This is a genomic window from Lysinibacillus sp. FSL P4-0201 (genome assembly GCF_038593425.1).
In the GTDB taxonomy this organism is placed as follows: Bacteria; Bacillota; Bacilli; order Bacillales_A; family Planococcaceae; genus Lysinibacillus; species Lysinibacillus capsici.
The window spans coordinates 4,200,466-4,222,346 of the sequence record NZ_CP151995.1 but is presented as its reverse complement, the minus strand read 5'-3'; the positions used below and the strand labels follow the sequence as shown (position 1 = coordinate 4,222,346).

General features: G+C 36.2%; 21 protein-coding genes. 16 read left to right on the top strand and 5 right to left on the bottom strand.

Annotated elements, in window-relative coordinates:
* Positions 1-14: 14 nt before the first annotated feature.
* Entirely contained in the window at positions 15-542 is a 528-nt protein-coding gene (locus tag MKY76_RS21275; RefSeq protein WP_342557130.1) for a YceI family protein, read from the bottom strand.
* Positions 543-901: 359 nt separating this feature from the next.
* Here MKY76_RS21275 and MKY76_RS21270 point away from each other — a divergent pair, with 359 nt between their 5' ends.
* From MKY76_RS21270 to MKY76_RS21215, 12 genes are all read left to right on the top strand, one after another.
* Entirely contained in the window at positions 902-1,207 is a 306-nt protein-coding gene (locus MKY76_RS21270; protein ID WP_004231981.1) for a helix-turn-helix domain-containing protein, read from the top strand.
* Between the two features lie 219 nt (positions 1,208-1,426).
* Entirely contained in the window at positions 1,427-2,341 is a 915-nt protein-coding gene (gene murB / locus MKY76_RS21265) for a UDP-N-acetylmuramate dehydrogenase (protein WP_342557129.1), read from the top strand.
* Positions 2,342-2,393: 52 nt separating this feature from the next.
* Positions 2,394-3,149, top strand: coding sequence for an exodeoxyribonuclease III (locus MKY76_RS21260; protein WP_048394240.1), 756 nt, complete (start codon positions 2,394-2,396; stop codon positions 3,147-3,149).
* Between the two features lie 457 nt (positions 3,150-3,606).
* On the top strand, positions 3,607-5,976 hold the full coding sequence (locus MKY76_RS21255; protein WP_342557128.1) for a penicillin acylase family protein: 2,370 nt from the start codon (positions 3,607-3,609) through the stop codon (positions 5,974-5,976).
* A 142-nt stretch (positions 5,977-6,118) separates the two neighbouring features.
* Positions 6,119-6,490, top strand: coding sequence for a metalloregulator ArsR/SmtB family transcription factor (locus tag MKY76_RS21250; RefSeq protein WP_054549600.1), 372 nt, complete (start codon positions 6,119-6,121; stop codon positions 6,488-6,490).
* The gene (locus MKY76_RS21245) at positions 6,471-8,594 is read left to right on the top strand and encodes a heavy metal translocating P-type ATPase (protein WP_342557127.1); all 2,124 of its coding nucleotides are present in this window, start codon (positions 6,471-6,473) and stop codon (positions 8,592-8,594) included. The genes MKY76_RS21250 and MKY76_RS21245 overlap by 20 nt, the downstream gene beginning before the upstream one ends.
* 164 nt (positions 8,595-8,758) lie before the next feature.
* Complete coding sequence (locus tag MKY76_RS21240) at positions 8,759-9,061, top strand: late competence development ComFB family protein (protein ID WP_048394247.1); 303 nt, start codon at positions 8,759-8,761, stop codon at positions 9,059-9,061.
* A gap of 122 nt (positions 9,062-9,183) precedes the next feature.
* On the top strand, positions 9,184-9,603 hold the full coding sequence (mntR, locus tag MKY76_RS21235) for a transcriptional regulator MntR (RefSeq protein ID WP_004231993.1): 420 nt from the start codon (positions 9,184-9,186) through the stop codon (positions 9,601-9,603).
* A gap of 29 nt (positions 9,604-9,632) precedes the next feature.
* The gene (locus MKY76_RS21230; protein WP_048394250.1) at positions 9,633-10,490 is read left to right on the top strand and encodes a S1-like domain-containing RNA-binding protein; all 858 of its coding nucleotides are present in this window, start codon (positions 9,633-9,635) and stop codon (positions 10,488-10,490) included.
* 158 nt (positions 10,491-10,648) lie between these two features.
* Positions 10,649-11,563 (top strand): DUF1002 domain-containing protein, encoded by a 915-nt coding sequence (locus tag MKY76_RS21225; RefSeq protein ID WP_342557126.1) that lies wholly within the window; start codon positions 10,649-10,651, stop codon positions 11,561-11,563.
* Between the two features lie 228 nt (positions 11,564-11,791).
* Complete coding sequence (locus tag MKY76_RS21220; protein ID WP_009370656.1) at positions 11,792-12,073, top strand: GNAT family N-acetyltransferase; 282 nt, start codon at positions 11,792-11,794, stop codon at positions 12,071-12,073.
* Positions 12,074-12,572: 499 nt separating this feature from the next.
* Positions 12,573-12,881: a hypothetical protein gene (locus MKY76_RS21215; protein WP_004232000.1), complete on the top strand. Its 309-nt coding sequence runs from the start codon at positions 12,573-12,575 to the stop codon at positions 12,879-12,881.
* A 17-nt stretch (positions 12,882-12,898) separates the two neighbouring features.
* On the opposite strand, the gene MKY76_RS21210 is transcribed toward MKY76_RS21215, so the two are convergent.
* The 3 genes from MKY76_RS21210 to MKY76_RS21200 all read right to left on the bottom strand — a co-directional run bounded on the left by MKY76_RS21210 (position 12,899) and on the right by MKY76_RS21200 (position 16,720).
* On the bottom strand, positions 12,899-14,074 hold the full coding sequence (locus tag MKY76_RS21210) for an MFS transporter (RefSeq protein WP_342557125.1): 1,176 nt from the start codon (positions 14,072-14,074) through the stop codon (positions 12,899-12,901).
* Between the two features lie 122 nt (positions 14,075-14,196).
* A complete protein-coding gene (locus MKY76_RS21205; RefSeq protein ID WP_004232003.1) occupies positions 14,197-15,717 on the bottom strand; it encodes a succinate CoA transferase in 1,521 nt (506 codons plus the stop codon).
* A gap of 352 nt (positions 15,718-16,069) precedes the next feature.
* A complete protein-coding gene (locus MKY76_RS21200) occupies positions 16,070-16,720 on the bottom strand; it encodes a LytTR family DNA-binding domain-containing protein (RefSeq protein ID WP_004232004.1) in 651 nt (216 codons plus the stop codon).
* Between the two features lie 505 nt (positions 16,721-17,225).
* Between MKY76_RS21200 and MKY76_RS21195 the strand changes: the two genes are divergently transcribed.
* The 4 genes from MKY76_RS21195 to MKY76_RS21180 all read left to right on the top strand — a co-directional run bounded on the left by MKY76_RS21195 (position 17,226) and on the right by MKY76_RS21180 (position 20,191).
* Positions 17,226-18,020 carry a helix-turn-helix transcriptional regulator gene (locus MKY76_RS21195; protein WP_048394255.1) on the top strand — a complete coding sequence of 265 codons (795 nt, stop codon included), beginning with the start codon at positions 17,226-17,228 and terminating at the stop codon, positions 18,018-18,020.
* A gap of 176 nt (positions 18,021-18,196) precedes the next feature.
* Entirely contained in the window at positions 18,197-18,958 is a 762-nt protein-coding gene (yidC, locus tag MKY76_RS21190) for a membrane protein insertase YidC (RefSeq protein WP_004232011.1), read from the top strand.
* Between the two features lie 55 nt (positions 18,959-19,013).
* Complete coding sequence (locus MKY76_RS21185) at positions 19,014-19,262, top strand: hypothetical protein (protein WP_048394257.1); 249 nt, start codon at positions 19,014-19,016, stop codon at positions 19,260-19,262.
* 149 nt (positions 19,263-19,411) lie between these two features.
* Positions 19,412-20,191, top strand: coding sequence for a M15 family metallopeptidase (locus MKY76_RS21180; RefSeq protein ID WP_342557124.1), 780 nt, complete (start codon positions 19,412-19,414; stop codon positions 20,189-20,191).
* Positions 20,192-20,240: 49 nt separating this feature from the next.
* On the opposite strand, the gene cls is transcribed toward MKY76_RS21180, so the two are convergent.
* On the bottom strand, positions 20,241-21,698 hold the full coding sequence (cls, locus tag MKY76_RS21175) for a cardiolipin synthase (protein WP_048394260.1): 1,458 nt from the start codon (positions 21,696-21,698) through the stop codon (positions 20,241-20,243).
* Between the last annotated feature and the right edge of the window lie 183 nt (positions 21,699-21,881).

Sequence of the window (21,881 nt, the reverse complement as noted above, 5' to 3'; positions counted from 1 at the left end):
GGTAGAAACAATACTTAAAGAGGATTTAATTCAAGATCTACTATCACGTCTATTTCATCGCTAATCAATACACCACCTGTTTCTAAAAAGGTATTGTAGACTAGATTAAAATCACGACGATCAATTTGGGCTTTAGCTTGGAAGCCAAAAACTTCTTGTGCCCATGGATTCACACCTTTTCCTGTATATACTGTTGTAAATACGATAGGTCTTTTTATGTTTTTGATGGTTAAATCACCATGAATAGCAAAATTTTTATCATCAAGTTTATCAATATATGTAGAGGTAAATACTATTTTTGGATAGACGTCTGCATCAAAAAAGTCAGGAGACACAAGGTGGACATCACGATCATGATTCTTGGTGGAGACACTAGCCACTGTAATCGTGATAGAAATGTTTGCATCCTGCATTTGTTCGATATTGGATGTAACTATTTCACCGCTGTACGATTCAAACGTACCATGAATACGAGAAATCATCATATGTCTTACGGAAAACCCGATCGTTGAATGACTGAAATCAATAGCATATTTTTTCATTTGAAAACCTCCTAAAACAGCATTCTACAACGAATGATAAAGTAAACAAATCGCATATTCAATGAGTTTTTTATAAATGTGGAAGTATTTCCCTCTATAAAAGTGTAATCTGTGAACATGAAACAGAACATATTTAAAATCGAATAGGCATATTATTGGAAATATGTGCATTTTATTAAGATAGCGTTTCGTCTAAGACATTTTATGTTCCCTTGTTAGATATGTCCAACATTGAAATTATGAGTTACTATTTGTAATTAAATATATAAAAGTTAATAGATTATTTAACGTAAATAAGTTACTTCAAATTTACATTTAGTGCATTAATCGTTACAATAGTTACATAGAGGTGAAAAATTATGAATGAGACAACTTTGTGTCCTCGTTTAGCGAAAGCAATGGATTTAATCGGAAAACGATGGACAGGGTTAATATTATATCAATTACTAGATGGACCACAGCGCTTTAATGAAATCGAATCTGCACTACCTGTCAGTGGACGTTTATTATCAGAACGTTTAAAGGAGCTTGAAAAAGAGGGGCTTGTTGAACGTAAAGTATATTCAGAAGTACCGGTACGCGTTGAGTATTCATTGACAGATAAAGGTCAGGCACTTGAAGGTGCTATCCGCAATATCGAAACATGGGCAAGTAGTTGGCTCTAGGGTGAATGGATTATTTTACTAGATAATACAATGAAATAGTGTCCTAAAAACGACACTTGGAATGACTGTCAATTTTCTTTATAATATTCATCATCTCTGCACAGGTCTTACCTGTCTTTTAATATGAGATAAAAATACCCTTCATTTTACTTGTCAAATTGGGGTTGTAAATCCATACTGGTGTAGAGTAAGAAGGACGTTAGAAAGGAATTAGCTCTCATGACAAAAGAACAATGGGCGATGGATTTAGCAAAAAGTATTAATCCTGCCAATATTAAGTTAAATGAATCATTACAGCAATACACAATGACAAAATTAGGTGGCAAAGCAGATGTTTTTGTTCTTCCTGAAACAGAAGAAGAGGCGGCATCCGTTATTCGCTATGCATATATAAATAATATTCCTTTATTAATGTTAGGTAACGGATCTAATATGGTTGTTCGAGATGGCGGTCATAGAGGAATCGTTGTAACATTTTCACGCTTAGATGAGATTCGTATTACTGGTCAGCATGTGTATGCTCAAAGTGGTGCACTGATCAAAGATGTATCAAAGCTATCAGCGCAAGCATCCTTAACAGGTTTTGAATTTGCATGTGGTATTCCTGGATCAATTGGCGGAGCAATGGCTATGAACGCAGGTGCCTATGGCGGTGAGATTAAAGATATTATTGTTTCATCGAAGGTGTTAACAAAAGAAGGGGACATTTTAATACTAGGTAAAGAAGACCTTGAGCTAGGATACCGACAAAGCATTATTGCCAAAAAGGGTTATTATGTGCTGTCCTCTGAATTTCAATTAGCAGTTGGTGTACAGGAGGAAATTGATGCGAAGATAGCTGATTTAACCTTCCAACGTGAATCAAAACAGCCTTTAGAATATCCATCTGCTGGAAGTGTATTTAAACGCCCACCTGGTCATTTTGCTGGAAAACTTATTCAAGATAGTGGCCTACAAGGTAAAGGTGTTGGTGATGCTGAAGTCTCTACCAAGCATGCAGGATTTATTGTCAACAAAGGAAATGCTACTGCTTCAGACTATATTAAGACAATCCAAATGGTTCAACGTGTAGTGAAAGAAAAATTTGGCGTTGAATTAGAGACGGAAGTCAAAATTGTTGGTGACGATCTATAATAGGATGCCCTTCGCATAAGCCGAAGGGCGTTTTTTTAGGAGTGTGGATAAAATGAAATTTATATCATGGAATGTTAATGGGATACGAGCATGTCTAGGTAAAGGCTTTTTAGAGTTCTTTCATCAAATAGATGCAGATTTCTTTTGTATCCAAGAAACAAAATGTCAGGCTGGACAAGTTGAGCTCTCTATCGAAGGTTATGAGCAGTATTGGAATTACGCGCAGAAAAAAGGGTATTCTGGAACAGCAATTTTCACGAAACACACGCCATTGTCTGTTAAGTATGGGGTGGGCGCCGAAGATTCTCAGGATGAAGGCAGAATTATAACATTAGAATATAAGAATTTCTATTTAGTAAATGTTTATACTCCAAATGCACAGCGTGATTTAGCGAGGTTACCATTACGTTTACAATGGGAGGATCGTTTAGCTAGCTATTTACAAGAACTAAATAGTCAGAAGCCAGTGGTTTATTGTGGTGATCTAAATGTTGCACACACGGAAATTGATTTAAAAAATGCAAAATCTAATATTGGAAATTCGGGCTTTACATATGAAGAGAGAGCAAAATTTTCAGCGTTATTGGAAAGCGGTTTTGTAGATTCTTTTAGATACAAGCATCCCGAGGAAACTGACCACTACACATGGTGGTCCTATATGAATAAAGTGCGTGAACGTAATATTGGTTGGCGTATCGATTATTTTGTTGTATCCAATCAATTGAAGGAACAAATTGAAAGCGCAACAATTCACCCACACATTATGGGCAGTGATCATTGTCCAATTGAATTGCAATTACAATGCTAGTACTTAAATCGTATTTTCTAAATGGAAATACGATTTTTTGTATTTGTAACTTAATAAGGTGACTTTTAAAAATGTGAGATTTGGCAATGCCAGGGGGATACCTTCAAAGTGAGGAGTAGACGCTACAATCACATGGGAACCCGCCCTAAAGTAGGGAAGAACGCTCCAATCATGTGGGAATCCGCTTCCACCATATAAGTCCGCTCCACGAGAGAAGATAAAAGAAAATATACTTTATAGAATCATTATATCTCTATGAACATACGAATTTTTAACATTACTCAGTAGCCTTCATAATTCCTATTGATTATACTATTCTAATAGCGAATAAATTTAAAATTTTGTATTTAGAGACAATTTTATATACATAAAATAAGAAATTTCGCTAAAAAATTTGCGTTACAAAGCGGGTTTGGGAAGGTAGTACGGGAATATAGTGCAAAAAGGGGGTTATTCAGTGGGGAAGAGAAAGTTTAATTGGAAAAAGTGGCTCATTGTCATAGCTGGGATAATAGCTGCTTTGGCTCTTGTGGCTTTTATTGGATTTACATGGTTTATGAATAAATCTAAGCCGGTGATTGATGGTGAATTAGCTGTTACTATTCTGGATCAGGATGTGACAGTTACGAGAGATGAAAAAGGGGTTCCGCATATTTTTGCCAAAACAGATGCGGATTTGTATCGTGCGCAAGGTTATGTCCAAGCACAGGATAGACTATTTCAAATGGACTTAGCACGAAGGCAGGCAAGTGGTCGACTATCTGAAATTATTGGAGAAGCAACGATTAATACTGACAAACATTTCCGTACATTTAGCTTACGAGATGCTGCAGAGAAATCATTAGCTGCCTATGATGACGAAAGCAAACAAGTACTTGAATGGTATGCCGAAGGAGTAAATGCTTTTATTGCACAGGCAAAGGAAAGCAATACACTAAGCTATGAATTCGCTTTGTTAGGCTATGAACCTGAGGAGTGGACAGTTGTTGATTCCTTAACCATTGGAAAATATATGGCCTATGATCTGGGTGGAAATTGGAATACGTTAGCTTTTCGTCATTGGGCACTACAGAATTTTGATGAAGAAAAGGCAAAAGAATTATTTATTAAATATCCAGAAAATGCTTCGGCGATTATCGAGGCCAATATCCAAAATCCTGTAGCAGTAGCTGGGCAATTCAGTGCGGAAATGCTACCAAACGAATTTAACGGAAGTAATAACTGGGTAGTTTCAGGTGATAAAACGAAATCAGGAATGCCTATTTTAGCAGATGACCCACATTTAGGGTTAAGCACCCCTTCTATTTGGTATCAAATGCATCTGCAATCACCACAGCAAAACGTTAGTGGCGTTATCTTTGCAGGGATTCCAGGTATTATTTTAGGCCATAATGATGAAATTGCTTGGGGGGTAACCAATGTGGGTCCAGATGTACAGGATTTATATATTGAAATACCAAATCCAGATAATCCAACACAATTTCGATACGATGGAAAGTGGGAACAAGCAGAGGTGCGCGACGAATCAATTAAGGTAAAAGATGGAGAAACGGTAGATTTTGAAGTCGTTGTTACACGTCACGGCCCTATAATGACAGATTTAGCTTTTAAAGATACAGAGCCAACCGCACAATTTTCGATGCAGTGGACAGCACTACAACCGACAGCTGAACTAAGAGCAGTGCTTGGTTTTAATAAGGCAAAAACTTGGGGTGATTTCGAAAAAGCATTAGAAGACTTTAAAGCGCCAGCACAAAATTTTGTATTTGCATCAAAAGACGGTACGATTGCCTATAAGGCTAATGGTCAAATACCTATTCGTAAGCAAGGTGAGGGCCAATTACCAGTTCCAGGTGATTCGAGTGACTATGGCTGGGAGGGCTTTATCCCATGGGATGAATTACCAACTCTAGTAAATCCAAAAGAAGGTTTTATTGCAACGGCAAATAACCAAGTAATAGGAGAGGACTACCCTTATCACATAACTGATTTCTGGGCGCAACCTTATCGTTTCGAAAGAATTAAAGAAGTGTTAGAGGCAAATGATGCGATTACAGTAGAAGATATGATGGCTTTGCAAATGGATCAGCACAACCTCTATGCAAGAGAATTTCTGCCTGATTTATTAACATCTTTAAAAGAAAAAGATCAGGATGGGAAGTATGCCGAGATTATGGCCATGCTAGAGAAGTGGGATATGGTAGACGCAAAGGAATCAGGTGCACCACTTGTGTTCCATACATTAATGATTAAGCTACAGGAAGTTTTGTTTAAAGATCAAATGCCTGAAGATATGTATGGCATCATGTATGGGAAGTTTAATATTACAGACCAGCTCTTACGTACAGCCTATTCAGGAGAGAAAAGCATTTGGATTGAGGAGCAGGGTGGCATTGATGAAACCATATACAAGGCATTTGAGCTAACAATTGCACAATTAGAAGATCAATTCGGAAAAAATTCCTCGAAATGGCAATGGGGTGATTACCATCAGCTTACTTTTGACCATACACTAGGAAGTGCATCGCCTATTCTTGCAGCCTATTTTAATGCTAAAAAGGTTCCTATTGGTGGATCAAAAGTTACCGTACAAGCAGCAGATAATGATTTAGCTGGTAATGTAGATCACGGTGCATCTTGGCGTTTTGTGGTAGATGTAGGTGATTTAAGCTCAGCCTATCATATTGTTGGTCCTGGTCAAAGTGGTCATGTAAAATCTGATTGGTATCAAGATCAGGTGCTGGATTGGGCAAATGGTGATTACCATCAAACATTTATTAAACAGGAAGAGCTAAAAGGGAAAACATTACAATTAATAGCGAAGTAATAAAAGAGTTAGCGTACAGAAAGTGCGCTAACTTTTTTTATTGAAGGATATACATCCTAACATTCAAATATTCGTTTGAATATGATGGAATAATATGTTACATTGAAAACAATCAAACGAATATTTGAATGAGGTGAGAAAAATGCCGAAAGAAATATGTGAGGTGACGCATGTACATGAAGAAGCAGTCACAAAGGTGAAACAACAAATGCCTGATTTATCAGGTGTAGCCAAATTTTTAAAAGCGTTATCTGATGAAACTAGACTTAAAATTGCCTATGCTTTAACGGTGGAAGATGAACTATGTGTTTGTGATGTTGCAACTATTATTGGTTCTTCAGTTGCTACAGCATCCCATCATTTACGATATTTGAAAGATAATAATTTAGCGAGATCACACCGCAAAGGTAAGCAAATGTATTACTCTTTAGCGGATGAGCATGTATATCAAATTGTAACAATTGCCTACGAACATGCGAAAGAGGGGATTGCGAATGGCAACGACGCCAATTAAACAAGAATACAGATTGCAAAATTTATCTTGCGCTAGTTGTGCTGCAAAGTTTGAGAAAAACGTAAAGGCTATACCAGAAGTACAGGATGCACAAGTGAATTTTGGTGCTTCTAAAATTACAGTAATCGGTGCTATTAGTGTAGACCAAATTGAAGAAGCAGGTGCCTTTGATGGCATTAAGGTTACACAATCGGCAGCAAAAGCACTTGAAAATACTACACCTTTTTATCGTAAAAAGGAAAATGTTTTAGCAGGAATTTCATTGCTTTTTGTCATTCTAGGTTATCTATTTGCGGGTATGAATGGGGAATCGAGCCCGCTACCGATTTCCATGTTCATTATAGCTATCCTTGTGGGTGGAGTGGGTATTTTTAAAATAGGCTTCCGTAATTTAGTTCGCTTTGAATTTGATATGAAGACGCTTATGACAATCGCCATCATTGGAGCTGCTATTATCGGTGAATGGGAAGAAGCTGCAGTGGTCGTATTTTTATTTGCTGTGAGTGAGGCACTTGAAGCGTATTCAATGGATAAGGCACGTCAATCTATTCGTCAATTAATGGATATTGCTCCACCAACAGCGATTATCAAAAGAGCCCACGGTGAACACTACCATGAGGTTGAGTTACCTACTGAGGATATAGAAATAGGAGATATTTTGATTGTAAAGCCTGGGCAAAAGATTGCGATGGATGGCATAGTCATTAGTGGGTTGTCTGCAGTCAATCAGGCAGCTATTACAGGTGAGTCGATTCCCGTAAATAAAACAGTAAATGATGAAGTATTTGCTGGGACTTTAAATGAAGAGGGTGCTCTTGAAGTACGTGTGACAAAGCGTGTAGAAGATACTACTATCGCTAAAATAATTCATCTAGTGGAAGAAGCACAAGCAGAAAAGGCACCTTCTCAGCAATTTGTAGATCGCTTTGCAAAGTATTATACACCAGCGATTATGGTTATTGCTTTTTTAGTAGCTGTAATTCCACCTTTAATAGTAGGTGATTGGCAGCATTGGATTTACCAAGGGCTAGCTGTTTTAGTGGTAGGATGTCCTTGCGCACTGGTCGTCTCTACGCCCGTCGCCATTGTTACAGCCATTGGTAATGCAGCAAGGCAAGGTGTACTGATCAAAGGTGGTGTTCATTTAGAGCAGCTAGGACATATTGAAGCTGTTGCCTTTGACAAAACAGGAACATTAACGAAGGGGCAGCCAGCAGTAACAGATATCGTAACGACTGAAAACTGGTCAGAGGACTATGTGTTACAACTAGTGGCAGCGGTAGAAAAACAGTCACAGCACCCTTTAGCTAAAGCAATTTTAAATAGATTACACGATAAAAAATTATCTGAGCTAATACCAACAAATTTCCAATCAGTAACAGGAAAAGGTGCCTATGCTACCGTTGATAATCAGATTATTTATGTAGGTAGCATGAAATGGGCTACTTCATTAACTTCTGTAGATCAAAATATAGAAAGTCAGGTTAAGAATCTGCAAGAACAGGGTAAAACAGTAGTAGCAGCTGTTTCGAATAATCAACTTATTGGACTGGTTGCAATTGCTGATCAATTACGTCATGAAAGCAAGGATGTATTGAACAATTTAAATGCCTTAAAAGTAAAGCATATGGTGATGTTAACAGGCGATGCAGAGCCTACTGCGCAAGCCATTGCTACTTCATTAAAGATGACAGATGTGCGCGCTGGCTTGTTACCAGAAGAAAAATTAAAGGCGATTAAGGATTTACGTAAACAATTTGGTGCTGTAGCAATGGTTGGAGATGGTGTAAACGATGCACCAGCATTGGCCACTGCAAATGTAGGAATTGCCATGGGTGGAGCAGGAACGGATGCAGCTCTTGAGACAGCAGATATTGCCTTAATGGGTGATGATTTAACGAAGCTTCCTTACACTATTGGATTGAGCAGAAAAACATTACGTATCATTAAAGAGAATATTATATTTGCCCTAGTTTTAAAATTAATTGCATTGCTACTTGTCATACCTGGTTGGTTAACATTATGGATAGCAATTTTTGCCGATATGGGTGCGACACTATTAGTTGTGTTTAATTCATTAAGACTAATTAGAGCAAAAAAGTAGTAAGTAAGGTGTAGGACAATCTGAAAAGGTAGGAAATTAATCTTGCTTTGACACAAGGGATTTTATGCGAATAGATGCTACTTGTGATTCTTGAAAAAGACTTTTTTTAAGGCTATTATAGTTTCAGGAGTAATGTAACAATTAAATATAAATGAGGCGAAAGTTTGAATATGTCAGATCCTATTTTAGTAAATGTTACAGAAGAAATTGTGCGTGGTTTAGTAAGCTTTTTACTACGAGGACCAGAATATCAAACATTTTGTAAATGTGAAATCTGTGAATTAGACACGGTGGCACTTACACTAAATGCATTGCCAAGTAAGTATGTTACATCTATGGAAGCTAGAGATGAGGCATTTAAAGAAATGAATACTCCTGGAAACATTGAGCGTATTAATAAAGAGATTATTCATGCGTTACATGTGGTAAATAAGTATCCTCGACACAAAATAGAGCCTACTTCTTAATAGAAGAGGCTCTATTTAAGTTGTATAGGAAGTGTTTTTCTAGGCCATGTATTTTCAGTTAACTTTTAAGCCAAGCTTGTAGTAAACTAGAGAGTAAGAAAAGGAAAGAGAGGGAAAAGGATATGCCAACACCTAGTATGGAGGACCATATCGAACAAATATACTTATTAATTGCCAACAAGGGATATGCGAGAGTGTCTGACATTGCTGAAGCATTATCTGTTCTTCCTTCTTCTGTTACAAAAATGGTTCAAAAATTAGATAAAGATGGTTATTTAGTTTATGAAAAGTACCGTGGACTGACATTGACGCCTAAAGGGGATAAGCTCGGAAAGCGTCTTGTGCAGCGTCATGAATTGCTCGAGCAGTTTTTACGAATGATTGGTGTGGATGAAGAACGTATTTATGATGATGTAGAGGGAATTGAACATCATTTAAGTTGGAATTCAATCGATCGTATTGCAGATCTTGTGCAAGTAATGGAAGAAAATCCAGACATCGTGAAAAAATTAGAGGCATCTAAGACACAGCACAATCTTTAAAATGATGGTGTGAAGGAAAGGGAGACAATATGAACGCATTAAAATCAGGTGAAGTCGTTACATTAACGGTATTAGAACAACAAGCATCAAAATGGATTTTAACAAATGGAGTTGAAGAACTACCTTTAAATGCTTCAGAGGTAACAGAGCCACTAACAGTAGGTGACCGCCTTGAAGTATTTTTATTTGCAGACCGTCGTGGAGATTTGGCTGCAACAACGGCTATTCCAGCTTTTACACAAGGTGAATACGGCTGGGCACGTGTCTTGAAAGTAGTGGAACGTGAAGGTGCTTTTGTGGATATTGGTACATCTCGTGAAGTATTAGTAAGAGCAGAAGATTTACCTGCATTAAAAGAGGTATGGCCAGAACCAGGCGATCATTTATTTATGACACTACGTACAGATCGTAACGGTGATTTATTTGGTCGTTTAGCCACAGAGGAAAAAATTTCGGAGCTATATGAAGGTGCATTTGAAGATATGCACAATAAGAATATCCAAGCACGCCCATATCGTTTGTTACCGATCGGGACATTTTTGCTAGGTGTAGAGGTTCCTTACCGTATTTTTGTGCATGAGTCTGAGCGAAATAATGAGCCTCGATTAGGACAAGATGTAGTTGTACGTATTATTGATGTAAAAGACGATGGTTCCATGAATGGCTCACTTTTACCAAGAAAACATGAGCGTCTTTCAAATGATGCGCAACAAATATTAAAGTATATACAGGATGTGGGCGGTAAAATGCCATTTGGTGATAAATCGTCTCCTGAAGAGATTCAAGAAATGTTTAATATGAGTAAAGGGGCATTTAAACGTGCCTTAGGAACGTTAATGAAAGCTGGTAAAGTGAAACAACAGGACGGTTGGACTGAAGAAATTTAAAGGATGGTTTGTTTGACTAGCTAGCAAAACATTTACAACAGGAAAAGTGACGAGAGACATCCTTGAAACCTTCTCGTCTTTTTTTCGTACTAATTATTGTATAGTGGCATACATTATACTTGCTAATTATGAAGTTTTAGCGAAAGGGGTCACACGATTTGAAAAAAATATGGATTAAAATACTAACTGCTACTATGTTAGTATTTGGAGTGATGGCACCAGCAACAGGATTTGCATCTGACAATACGCCTCCAAAAGCAATTGATGAAAAACTAGGCGTACCGATCGTCGTGTATGGAGCAAATTTATCTGAGGCTGAAAAAGAGTCTGTAAAAAAATCATTAAAAGTAAGCGAAGAACCTGAAATTGAAGAAATTACTGTGTCTGGTGAGGATCTAGTAAAATACATTAAAGATAGTAATTCAAGCTCACGTATGTACTCTTCTGCAAAGATTACACGCAGAGAAGCAGGAGAGGGTCTAGTAATACAAATTGTCACACCATCAAATATAACGCAGGTAACTTCAGAGATGTACGCAAATGCGATGTTAACAGCAGGAATTCAGGATGCATCCGTACAAGTAGCTGCACCGAAAGCCGTTACAGGGCATTCAGCATTAGTAGGTATTTACAAGGCATATGAGGTCACTACAGGGGAAACACTGGATATTGATCGTACAGATGTAGCAAACGAAGAATTATCAGTAGCAACATCCATTGCAGAATCTGCAGGGGTAGACGATGCAAAGGTTGCGGAATTACTGACAGAAATTAAAAAGCAAATTGCAGAGCTAAAGCCAGCAACACGTGAAGATGTGGAGAAAATTGTAGAAGAGCAATTAAGTAAGCTTGAAATTAATTTAAGTGAAAAGGACCGTCAATTGCTAGTGGATCTAATGGATAAAATAAGCAAGTTGGACATTGATTTTAGTAAATGGTCTGATCAATTAAATGATATCAGTAATACAATCCAAGAAAAATTCGGCTCACTTATGGAAGATAAAGGTTTCTGGGAAAGCGTAAAAAGCTTTTTTGCTAATTTAAAAGATACTATTTCTTCATGGTTTAACTAAATTTATAGTTGATAGAAAGGAATCTGTTATACCTTCTCACTTTGCTAGAGAAGGTGTACAGATTTTTTTTGATGCAACAAGTGAAAGATTTTGAAGTGTGATGTTTTCGACATAGGAAAGCTAACCGAATATCTGGACATAGCTTCGCTGATTTGATAAAAGAAGCGTACACAAATTTTGTGAAAATATAAAAAGCTATGGTACTATGAATAAAAGGAGTGGTGAGAAATGGAATTCCAATTACAACAATTAGCAGAAAATAAGTTTGCATTTTTGAATGAGCAAGCAGGGGAAAAACTAGCAGAAATTACTTGGCAGCAAAATGGCTCAGTAATGGTAATGGATCACACATATGTATCTGATAAGCTCCGTGGTCAAGGTGTGGCCAAACAATTACTCGATCAAGCAGCATCGTATGCACGCGAAAATGGTTATAAAATGAAGGCCGTTTGTTCCTATGTGGTGGCAGCATTTGAAAAGTCAGATGCATACAATGATGTAAAACAATAAAAAATAAGGCAATCTGCTTTTAATTAAGCGGATTGCCTTTTAATTGCTAGAGCAAATCATGTAAATAGCTCCTTATAATAGAATGACACTATAAATTAGTACTGTTAAGAAGCCAGCCCCGCCAATTAATGAAGCCATATCTATCCAATCATATGCTAAATCGAAATCTTTCATTTTAACCACTCTCCTATTTTAGTATTAATTCATTAATTCCCTTTACTTGCCTTTTATAATCATAAATAGTTACAAAATTTTGACGAATGCTAAAAATAAGGGTACGATAACTGGGCTTTAATAGGAAATAGAGTGAGATTGTCTGCATTAAAAACTAGACGAACTACAATGGATTGACGGAGTTTTTACTAGATAAAAGGGCAAGTATTTATCCATACATTAATATATATGCTAGAGGGTATAAAAAAATAATGTTTATTCTTTTAAGAATAGGGAAAAACTATACTACAGAGCTAGTTTCTATATTTTTAGGAGGTTATAAACTATGGCAAAACGAAAAGGAACAGGTGTTGTCGTTGCAGGATTAGCAGGACTAGCAGCATCTTATTTCAGTAAAAAAGAGAATCGTGATAAAGCACTAACAATGTTTAATAGTATGAAAGCAAAATTAGAGTCGTATCTTACTACAGGTCCTGATATGCATGACAATATTGCAGAACGTGTAGCTACAGAGGTAGCAACAGAGGCTGGTACTTCACCAACTAAAATTGCCTCGAATGAAATGGTAGCTGAAGGTGGAGGACATACTGGTGTTCATTTCTATAATGAAGAAATTCAAGAAAAGGAAAAGTAAACAAAAAACCTTCTCATCTAAGCATGAGAAGGTCTTTTGTGTGGGATAAGAATTGCGCCTGCAAAGAGCAATAATACAAAGCCAGTAAATGCAAAGCCACTGACAGTACCAAGTGATAGCCAACCTAATAAAGAAGAGCCTATAACTACTCCTAGAGAGAAAAACGCGTAGAAATAACCGTAAGCTTTTCCTCGTACTTCAGCAGTTGTAGAGTCAATTAGAAGCGAATTTACTGAAGGGAATAGGAAACCGAATCCGATCCCATAGCAAGCCATTGCTGTATAGAGTAAAGAGCTAGAATTTGCTTGGCTAATTAATAGCTGGCTTATTCCCATTAAACTTATACCAAAAGACAAAGTTTTGAGTGGATTAACCTTATCAAAAATACGATTAGTAGGTAATAGGAAAACAAGAACTGCAATAATACCAAATGTACTCATTAAAGTGCCGCTTAAACGAGAGTCGAAGCCTAAGGAATGTACTTTAAGAGGGAGTAGATACGCAATAACCCCTTGAGAAAACATTAAGAAAAAGGCTCCTAAAAAGGCTTTTAATGTTCCTGTGTTATTAAAAAAGACACTGATCGGAATGTAATTACTTGGTTTAGCCTTCTCTTTTTTTACTTGATTTGCTTTCAATATAAAGAACGCAAGGATACCTAGCAGAAGCATAAAGCTTGCTGTGATATTGAAAACAAATGGTACACTTGTCCGGCTAGCTAAAATGCCACTAAATGCAGGGCCTATAATGGCTGCAATACCAACAAAGGCGCCAGAAATAGCACTGCCCTTACCTCTTTTTTCCTGCTCTGTAGCGTTCGCTAGAAATGTAAAGGCAGCAGGAACAATGAAGCCTGCAACAAGGCCATGGATAAAACGTACAATTAATAGAGCAATGGGCTCTTCTACTAAATTATAAAATGTTAATGATAGACCTGTTGTTAGAAGACCTATTATGAGTATGATGAAAGGTCCTTTGCGATCCGTTAAGAAGCCAGAAATGATATTACCGAATGTATTGGAAAGCGAATACATCCCCACTGCAAGACCAGTGAGGAATGCCGATGCACCTAAAGACTCAGCATAAGTACTCATAACAGGAAGCTGGGTAAAAAGGTCGAAAAACGAAAAGAAAATAATAGCATAGATAAATTTCTTCATGGTTCCTCCGATGAAATAGAACATTATAGTCAATAAGATTAATATAGTCCTATTATAGCATCTTCCAATCGATAATACTTCTCACTTGTTTTTTGCTTTCACGTATAAAAAACGTCTAATAAGTATTAACTTATTAGACGTAGAGAATTTAATAATTAAGCTTTTGCAACTTCTTTTTTCATTGTTTTGTTTTTAGCAAGATTTACATGCCAAGAAAGTGCTTCCTCTAACAGATGAGGAGTTTGGTGGTTGCCAGTTGCTTCAACTGCACGGTTATAGTAATCCCATAATTGTTCTTTGTAATCTGGGTGTGCACAGTTTTCAATAATTAAAGGTACACGTTCTTTTGGTGCAAGACCACGTAAGTCAGCAATACCTTGTTCTGTAACGATAACATCAACGTCATGCTCTGTATGGTCAACGTGAGATACCATTGGCACGATAGAAGAAATTGCTCCACCTTTTGCGTATGATTTTGTAACAAAAATACCAAGGCGTGCGTTACGTGCGAAGTCACCTGAACCACCGATACCGTTCATCATACGAGTACCAGAAACATGTGTCGAATTAACGTTACCATAGATATCTAACTCAAGAGCTGTGTTGATTGAGATTAGACCCAAACGACGGATAAGCTCAGGGTGGTTAGAAATTTCTTGTGGACGTAAGCAAATTTTATCAGCATACTTTTCTAAATTACCATAAACTTTTTGCTGTAATTCTTCAGTAAGTGTGATTGAAGTTGCAGCAGCGAATTTAACTTTACCAGCATCGATTAAGTTAAATACAGCATCTTGAAGTACTTCAGATGCAACAATTAAATCTTCAAATTCTGAATCTGCAAAGCCATCAAGTACAGCGTTTGCTACAGAACCTACACCAGATTGCAATGGCATTAATTGATTTGTTAAACGACCCGCTTTAATTTCATCACGGAAGAAGTCTAATAAAATGTTTGCCATCGTTTGTGTTTCTTCATCTGGAGGTACGATTAATGAAGGAGCATCTGGCTCTTCAGAAATAACAATTGCTTTAATTTTAGCTGGATCTACTTTGATACCAATATCACCAAGGCGTTGCATAGCATCTGTCATTGGAATAGCTTCACGTTTACCTTGTTCTCCAGGTACATAAATATCATGGATACCGATTAAAGCTTCTGGATGAGAGATATTTAACTCGATAATAATATTTTCTGCATATTCTGCAAAGATAGGTGAGTTACCTACAGAGTTTGTTGGAATGATTAAACCATCTTCAGTAATAGCAACCGCTTCAAGAATTAAATACTTGATTGGTCCGATAATTCCTTGGCGCACTAGCTCAGCATTATGAGAAAGATGAGCATCTACATATAAGATATCCCCAGAATTAATTAAATTACGGATACCCGCATCACCCTGGAATGGTCCACGTTTACGAATGGCACCAGCTTCTGCTAAGTACTTATCTACTTCTGGTCCTAATGATGCACCTGTATATACATCAATTTTGAATTCTTCATTTTTTGCGCGCTCAACTAATGCCATTGGAACAACTTTTGCATCCCCAGCACGAGTAAAACCACTCATCCCAACTACATCACCATTAGAAATAAGTGCTGCTGCTTCTTCAGCAGTTACAATTTTACTCTCAAGTTCTTTTAAACCTAGGCGTTTTTGAACATTTGCATCCATAAAAAAATCCTCCCCTAAATAATTTTGATGGAAACCGATTACAAAACTAGAAAAAACATTTAAGAATTTTCTGTTTATTCAGTTGTAGTATGACTCCAACCATTTGAATAATACTATCACCAAATTGTCACAAAAACTTTAGAATTAGCATTAAATTGAGTAAAAAAAGGAAAATCGAGCATTAAGATGATTTTTCGACAGAGAAAACGTTTTATTGTAGAGCTGTATAAATTTAGTTGTTTTCTATATTAAAAATAGTGCAAAAATAGTTAAATGTTGAGGTAAATGAGGCGGATTTGTGCGCAAAAAAGAACAGCGAGCAATTATAAAAATTGCTCGCTGTTCATACAAATTAGAAACCTAAAGAACGACGGAAATAGCTTGCATAGCGTTGGCTAACAGGAATACGTGTACCATCTTTCATAATTAATAAAAACGTTGAGTGTGAATCTGGTTGAATTTCATCGATGTAGTCAATGTTAACGATATAAGAGCGGTGACAACGAATAAATGAGTCAGGTGCTAAAAATAGCTCTAGATCACTTAAGTTTAAACGGTGATAACCTTCACGTGTCATTGTTTTAACAAATGTTTTACGGAGTTGTGTTTCTAAATAAATAACTTGATCATGTTTGATTGGGTACCAGCAATCATCAATTTTGATTGTAATGTAGTTAGTTAAGAATGCTGATGGTTTTTGCGGGAAGATAGCAGTAATAGCTCCTTTTGTTTCGCCTTCCTCCATTAAAGGAATACTCATGCCATAATAAGCGACACCGAATACATCAGGTTCGATATAAGAGCTGATTTTTTGACCATAGCTTAATGCTTTGTGTGCGGCTGAACCTTCTTTGATAGGGTCACCAGGTTTAATTTTTAAATCAACTTTCTTGCTTGGTTGGTAATACAAATATTCATTTGTATCAGAGATAGCGATGGACGTATTTTCAGGGAAGAATTCCTTAATAATTTCCATGATCTCTTCTATTTGTTTTGGATCCACTTTAAACACCTCGTCTAAACTTTTAAAAATAGTATTATCATCTATTTTACTACATATTCATATAAATTATATAGAGAAGATTTAGGAATAAAATAGAAAAATGTCGAATGATCCATTAGAATGATGTAAGTTGTTTTGTATAATTTGTAAATAAATTTATAAAATGACTAATTTATTTTGATATGTATATGGTAAAATTTAATTGTTAGGAATAAGTTTACGAGGTTTCTACTATGCATATGTGATAAATTAGAACTAGAGTAGCAATTAAAATGTGGTTGAAAGGAAATCGCAGAATATGGTAAAATTCACTGTATAGTCTATTTTTTTTATATCTGGTGTTTTAGTAGGGTTATTTTTGATTTATTTGTTAATAAAATTTGTGAAATAGGACTCAGTTCTTATATTGAATAAGTAAATACTATTTTCTTATTTTTAATTCGTCGGGATTGGTGTCAAATATTGTCATGCAATTCGTGCACTCTGAGGAAAGATGGGGAAGATTATGCAACTACATCAACATTCTATGTCAGAAACGATATCCAAAAGATACTTCCAAGAAATCGATAATATTAATCAATATATCGGTGTCGAAGAATTTTTTAATATTGAGTCGAAATTAATTTTTGAAATTTACCATTTAGAATCTGCAAAAGCGAAAAAATCTTTGCATGAGTTAATTGATATTCTCTCAATTCGTTTTGGCAAACAGGTCATTAAAATCGTTCGAAGTTATTTTTCTGTTTTGTCATCAATTGTTGCTCGTAAATTGCTGGACAATCAAGTACCTTCGAAAAAAGCATTTGCTTTCAATATTGCGTGTAACGATATGATAGAAAATCAAATGAAAGACGCAGAGTTTTTACAATTTGCTGATGATTTAATTGATTTCTTTGTTTACTTTATTGCAGATCGCAAACAACCGACTTTCCGACATCAAACTGTTAACAAAGTGATAATGTATATAAATGACGAGCTTGAAAATGATTTAACCGTTGAAAGTATAGCAAATAACTTTCATATAAGTACTAGTCACTTATCACGTATTTTTAGAGAACATGTGGGTATTACATTGGTTGAGTATTTAAATGTTAGACGTGTAGAAGAATCACAATACTACTTACGACATACAAACAAAAGTATTACTTCTATCTCAGATCAATTCCATTTCTGTAATCAAAGTTATTTTACTCGTATTTTCAAAAAATATACTGGAGTTACGCCAAAACATTTTAGAGACGAGCTTCATCATGAATTTTATCGTTTTGAAATGGCAGAAGCTGAATTACAAAATGTGTAGATTTTGAGCATAGAAAATGAGAAGGTGCGAACATATTAGCGTTGCTAAAGCTCGCATCTTTTTTGATGAATCATCTGAGGAACCAGCTTAAGGAATAAGTAGCACTTGCTATTTGATAAAGAGAGACCCTATAAGGTATACTTCACAGTAGTTGATAAATAATAGTAGGTGGAAAAATGAAAAATTTGAAGCTATTTTCAATGCTTGGTATTGCCGTTTTTGTTCTTAGTGGCTGTCAAGCTGTGCAAAACAAAGAAGGTTTTTTCTATAGTATCTTTGTAAAACCTATGGAATTTTTATTGGAGTTTTTCGGGAATGATATCTTTTCAGGGAGCTATGGTTTAGCAATCATTGCGATTACTGTTCTAATTCGTTTAGTATTAATGCCGATTATGCTAAAAAACTATCGTCAACAGCAATTAATGAAAACGAAGATGGATGCTTTTAAACCTGAAATGGAAGCCGTTCAGAAAAAAATGAAGGAAGCTAAGACAAAAGAAGAGCAAACGCAATATCAACAAGAAATGATGGCTCTATATCAAAAGCATGGCATTAATCCACTTAATATGGGTTGTTTACCGATGTTAATTCAAATGCCGATTATTATGGGTCTGTATTTCTCGATCTTGTATTCTGCCGATGTTAAATCCCATGAGTTTTTATGGTTTAGCTTAGGTTCACCTGATATCGTGATGACTATTGTTGCTGGGATTGTTTACCTAATCCAGGCTCGTGTATCTTTATGGACGGTACCAGAGCAACAAAAAGCGCAGATGAAAATGTTTATTTATATTTCACCAATTATGATTGTCTTTATCTCCATGTCTTCTATGGCAGCACTGCCTTTGTATTGGTCTGTCAGTGGTGCATTGTTGATTATTCAAACATATATTGGGCGTAAATATTATTCGGAACATCCTGAGAAAGCAAAAAAATAAATTGATTGATGTCGAGGCGCCTTTGCTGCCTCGATTTTTTTAGGAGGACAGCAAGATGAACAAAAAATGGCTATCATCTATTCTTGTCGCAATTTTTAGTATTGCAGCACTTGTATTTATTATTATGGGGAAATTTAATTTTGCCGTACTTGCAATGACGATCATGTTTGCCCTATCAAATGGGTTTAGAGCAAAAAGCTTTAAAGAGCAAGGTTATGTAAAAGAGGCAAAATGGATGCAGTATATGGCAGTTTTTTTCGCAATTGCATCTATAGTAGTATTTGTCATCGTTCTAACAGATTAATTGAATATTTACGTAGGAGATTTACACCTGAAAATGTGAACAGTGCTAAAATAAGATTATAACTAGTAATACAATAAAATAGGTATTTTCAAGGTGAAATGCTTTAAATATCCTTTTAGATACCTGATATTTTAAAAGGGGTATAAAGAGTGAAAAACAATCGTCTTCCGCTTATCGTTGGTGCTTTCATATCTATCGCGTTAATTGTAGCAATTTTTGTAGTCTATAACTATAAAAATAATCAAGTAAATAGTGCATCTGATGAGCAGCCAAAAACAACAGAAACAAACAAAACAACTGAACAAGATTCTACTGCAACAGAGAAACCAGACAATACTGAAACTCCTGCAAAGCCAGAGCAACAACCAGACGAAAATGGGTATCTTCCAAATCAAACATTACCTACGGAACCAACCTATATCAATGGTATTCTGTTAGCTAATAAAATTTATCCGCTTCCATCTACCTTTGCACCTGAAGAAAATCCAGAAGCACGAGAAGCGTTAAATCAAATGTTAGCAGCTGCCAAGCAGCAAGGATTTGATTTAGTTGCATTTAGTGGCTACCGATCTTTTGAATATCAAACAACCCTTTATGATAACTATGTTAAACGTGATGGACAGGCAGCGGCAGATCGATATAGTGCTCGTCCTGGCTACTCAGAACATCAAACAGGCTTAGCGTTTGATATAGGAGAGCGTGGAAAAGAAGATGTGTGGCTGACAGAAGAGTTTGGGGAAACTCCAGCAGGGCAATGGCTATTTGCACATGCACAGGAGTATGGCTTTATTTTGCGTTTCCCTCAAAACAAAGAAGAGATAACAGGTTATATGTATGAGTCATGGCACTATCGTTATGTGGGCAAAGAGATTGCAAAAGAGGTAACAAAGAAAAACATTACGTTGGAAGAATATTTAGGCGTAAAATAATAAAAGGAAGAGAAGCCATTCTGTGAACAGGCTCTCTTCCTTTTTATTTTTATAAAATGGGTGTTAATAGACGGGAAATAGATTCTTTAAATTTAATCAGTGTTGAACGGTTTTTATACATTTCCCATGTTAATTCCGTACAATCAAAAATATCCTTCTCAAACAGTTCTGCCAATTGGTGCGATATATTTGCATCATATATGAAGGCATTGACTTCAAAATTTAGACTAAAACTTCGTACATCAATATTCGCTGTTCCGACAGAGGAAGCCTCGTCATCAATAATAATAGCTTTAGCATGGATAAAGCCCTTTTCATAGATGTAGACTTTGGCTCCAGCACGTAATAATTGACCCACATAAGAATAAGTAGCCCAATATACAAACATGTGATCAGGCTTATTAGGAATCATTATGCGTACATCGATGCCTGACAAGGTGGCAATTTTAATGGCGTCTAAAAAACTAACATCTGGGATGAAATATGGTGTTTGAATATAAATATATTTTTGAGCCATATTAATAAGCTTTAAGTAACCGATTTTTATTTGCTCCCAGTCTGAGTCTGGTCCACTTGAAACAATCTGTAAACCCACATCACCTTTTTTCGGGATGGCAGGGAAGTAACGATCAGAGTACCCCATTTTTTGTTGTGCACTAGCTTGGTTCCAGTCGAGTAAAAAGCGTGTTTGCAAAGGATGTACGGCACTACCCTCAATACGTAAGTGTGTATCTCGCCAATAACCAAACTTTTTTTGTAAACCTAAATACTCGTCACCGACGTTAAAACCACCAATATAGCCAATTCGACCATCAATGACAACGATTTTTCGGTGATTTCTAAAATTTAAACGAGGGTTAAGAAGTGGCAAAATGGATGGGAAGAAAACTTCTACTTCACCACCAGCATGCAGCAACTCTTTAAAATGGCGTCTTTTAACATTACGTGATCCCATTTCATCATAGAGAAGACGCACCTTAACACCTTGCTTTGCTTTTTTTATCAATGCATTGACGATACGTGTACCTAAGTCATCAAGTCTAAAAATATAATACTGGATGTGAATGTGATCTTTAGCTGCTTCAATGTCTTTAAGGAGCTGCTCAAACTTATCGGCACCATCATCAAAAATATCCAGATGGTTGTCCTGTGTTAACACCGCATTGTTTGTTCTGAGGTGCATATAAATCATCTCTTGATAATTTTCTGCATTAGCAATACGAAACTCAAACGTTTCATCACGAATCGCTTCCATCTGATAGGTAATCAGATTATCAATCCCAATATCCTTGCGTCCTTCCCAACGAAATAGGTGCTTTCTTCGTAATTGTCTTCCAAGTAATAAGTACAAAATAAATCCAGCTAATGGCAGGAAAAATAACACGAGGATCCATGCCCATGTAGAGGTAGCATCTTTACGTTCTAAGAAAATGATGGTCATGGCTAATAAAATATTAAAAAACAAAGTTAAAGGAACTAAATATTCTATATCTGTAAAAATGCTCATTCCTACACCTGCCTTTGTATTGTTAATAACATACTTAGTATAGCCTACTTCAAATGCGGAAAGAAGATATGAAATGGCTAGATAGCATGGAAAAGGATTATCCCTTTGATATATAGGAATAATCCGCATGGTTTAATTAGTAATTCTCTAATAGTTAGAAATTCATAAAATGCAACCTACTAT

Coding starts and splice junctions, on each gene's coding strand:
- MKY76_RS21275 (WP_342557130.1), bottom strand. CDS start 542: ATGAAAAAATATGCTATTGATTTCAGTCATTCAACGATCGGGTTTTCC.
- MKY76_RS21270 (WP_004231981.1), top strand. CDS start 902: ATGAATGAGACAACTTTGTGTCCTCGTTTAGCGAAAGCAATGGATTTA.
- murB (WP_342557129.1), top strand. CDS start 1,427: ATGACAAAAGAACAATGGGCGATGGATTTAGCAAAAAGTATTAATCCT.
- MKY76_RS21260 (WP_048394240.1), top strand. CDS start 2,394: ATGAAATTTATATCATGGAATGTTAATGGGATACGAGCATGTCTAGGT.
- MKY76_RS21250 (WP_054549600.1), top strand. CDS start 6,119: ATGCCGAAAGAAATATGTGAGGTGACGCATGTACATGAAGAAGCAGTC.
- MKY76_RS21245 (WP_342557127.1), top strand. CDS start 6,471: ATGGCAACGACGCCAATTAAACAAGAATACAGATTGCAAAATTTATCT.
- mntR (WP_004231993.1), top strand. CDS start 9,184: ATGCCAACACCTAGTATGGAGGACCATATCGAACAAATATACTTATTA.
- MKY76_RS21230 (WP_048394250.1), top strand. CDS start 9,633: ATGAACGCATTAAAATCAGGTGAAGTCGTTACATTAACGGTATTAGAA.
- MKY76_RS21220 (WP_009370656.1), top strand. CDS start 11,792: ATGGAATTCCAATTACAACAATTAGCAGAAAATAAGTTTGCATTTTTG.
- MKY76_RS21215 (WP_004232000.1), top strand. CDS start 12,573: ATGGCAAAACGAAAAGGAACAGGTGTTGTCGTTGCAGGATTAGCAGGA.
- MKY76_RS21205 (WP_004232003.1), bottom strand. CDS start 15,717: ATGGATGCAAATGTTCAAAAACGCCTAGGTTTAAAAGAACTTGAGAGT.
- MKY76_RS21195 (WP_048394255.1), top strand. CDS start 17,226: ATGCAACTACATCAACATTCTATGTCAGAAACGATATCCAAAAGATAC.
- yidC (WP_004232011.1), top strand. CDS start 18,197: ATGAAAAATTTGAAGCTATTTTCAATGCTTGGTATTGCCGTTTTTGTT.
- MKY76_RS21185 (WP_048394257.1), top strand. CDS start 19,014: ATGAACAAAAAATGGCTATCATCTATTCTTGTCGCAATTTTTAGTATT.
- cls (WP_048394260.1), bottom strand. CDS start 21,698: ATGAGCATTTTTACAGATATAGAATATTTAGTTCCTTTAACTTTGTTT.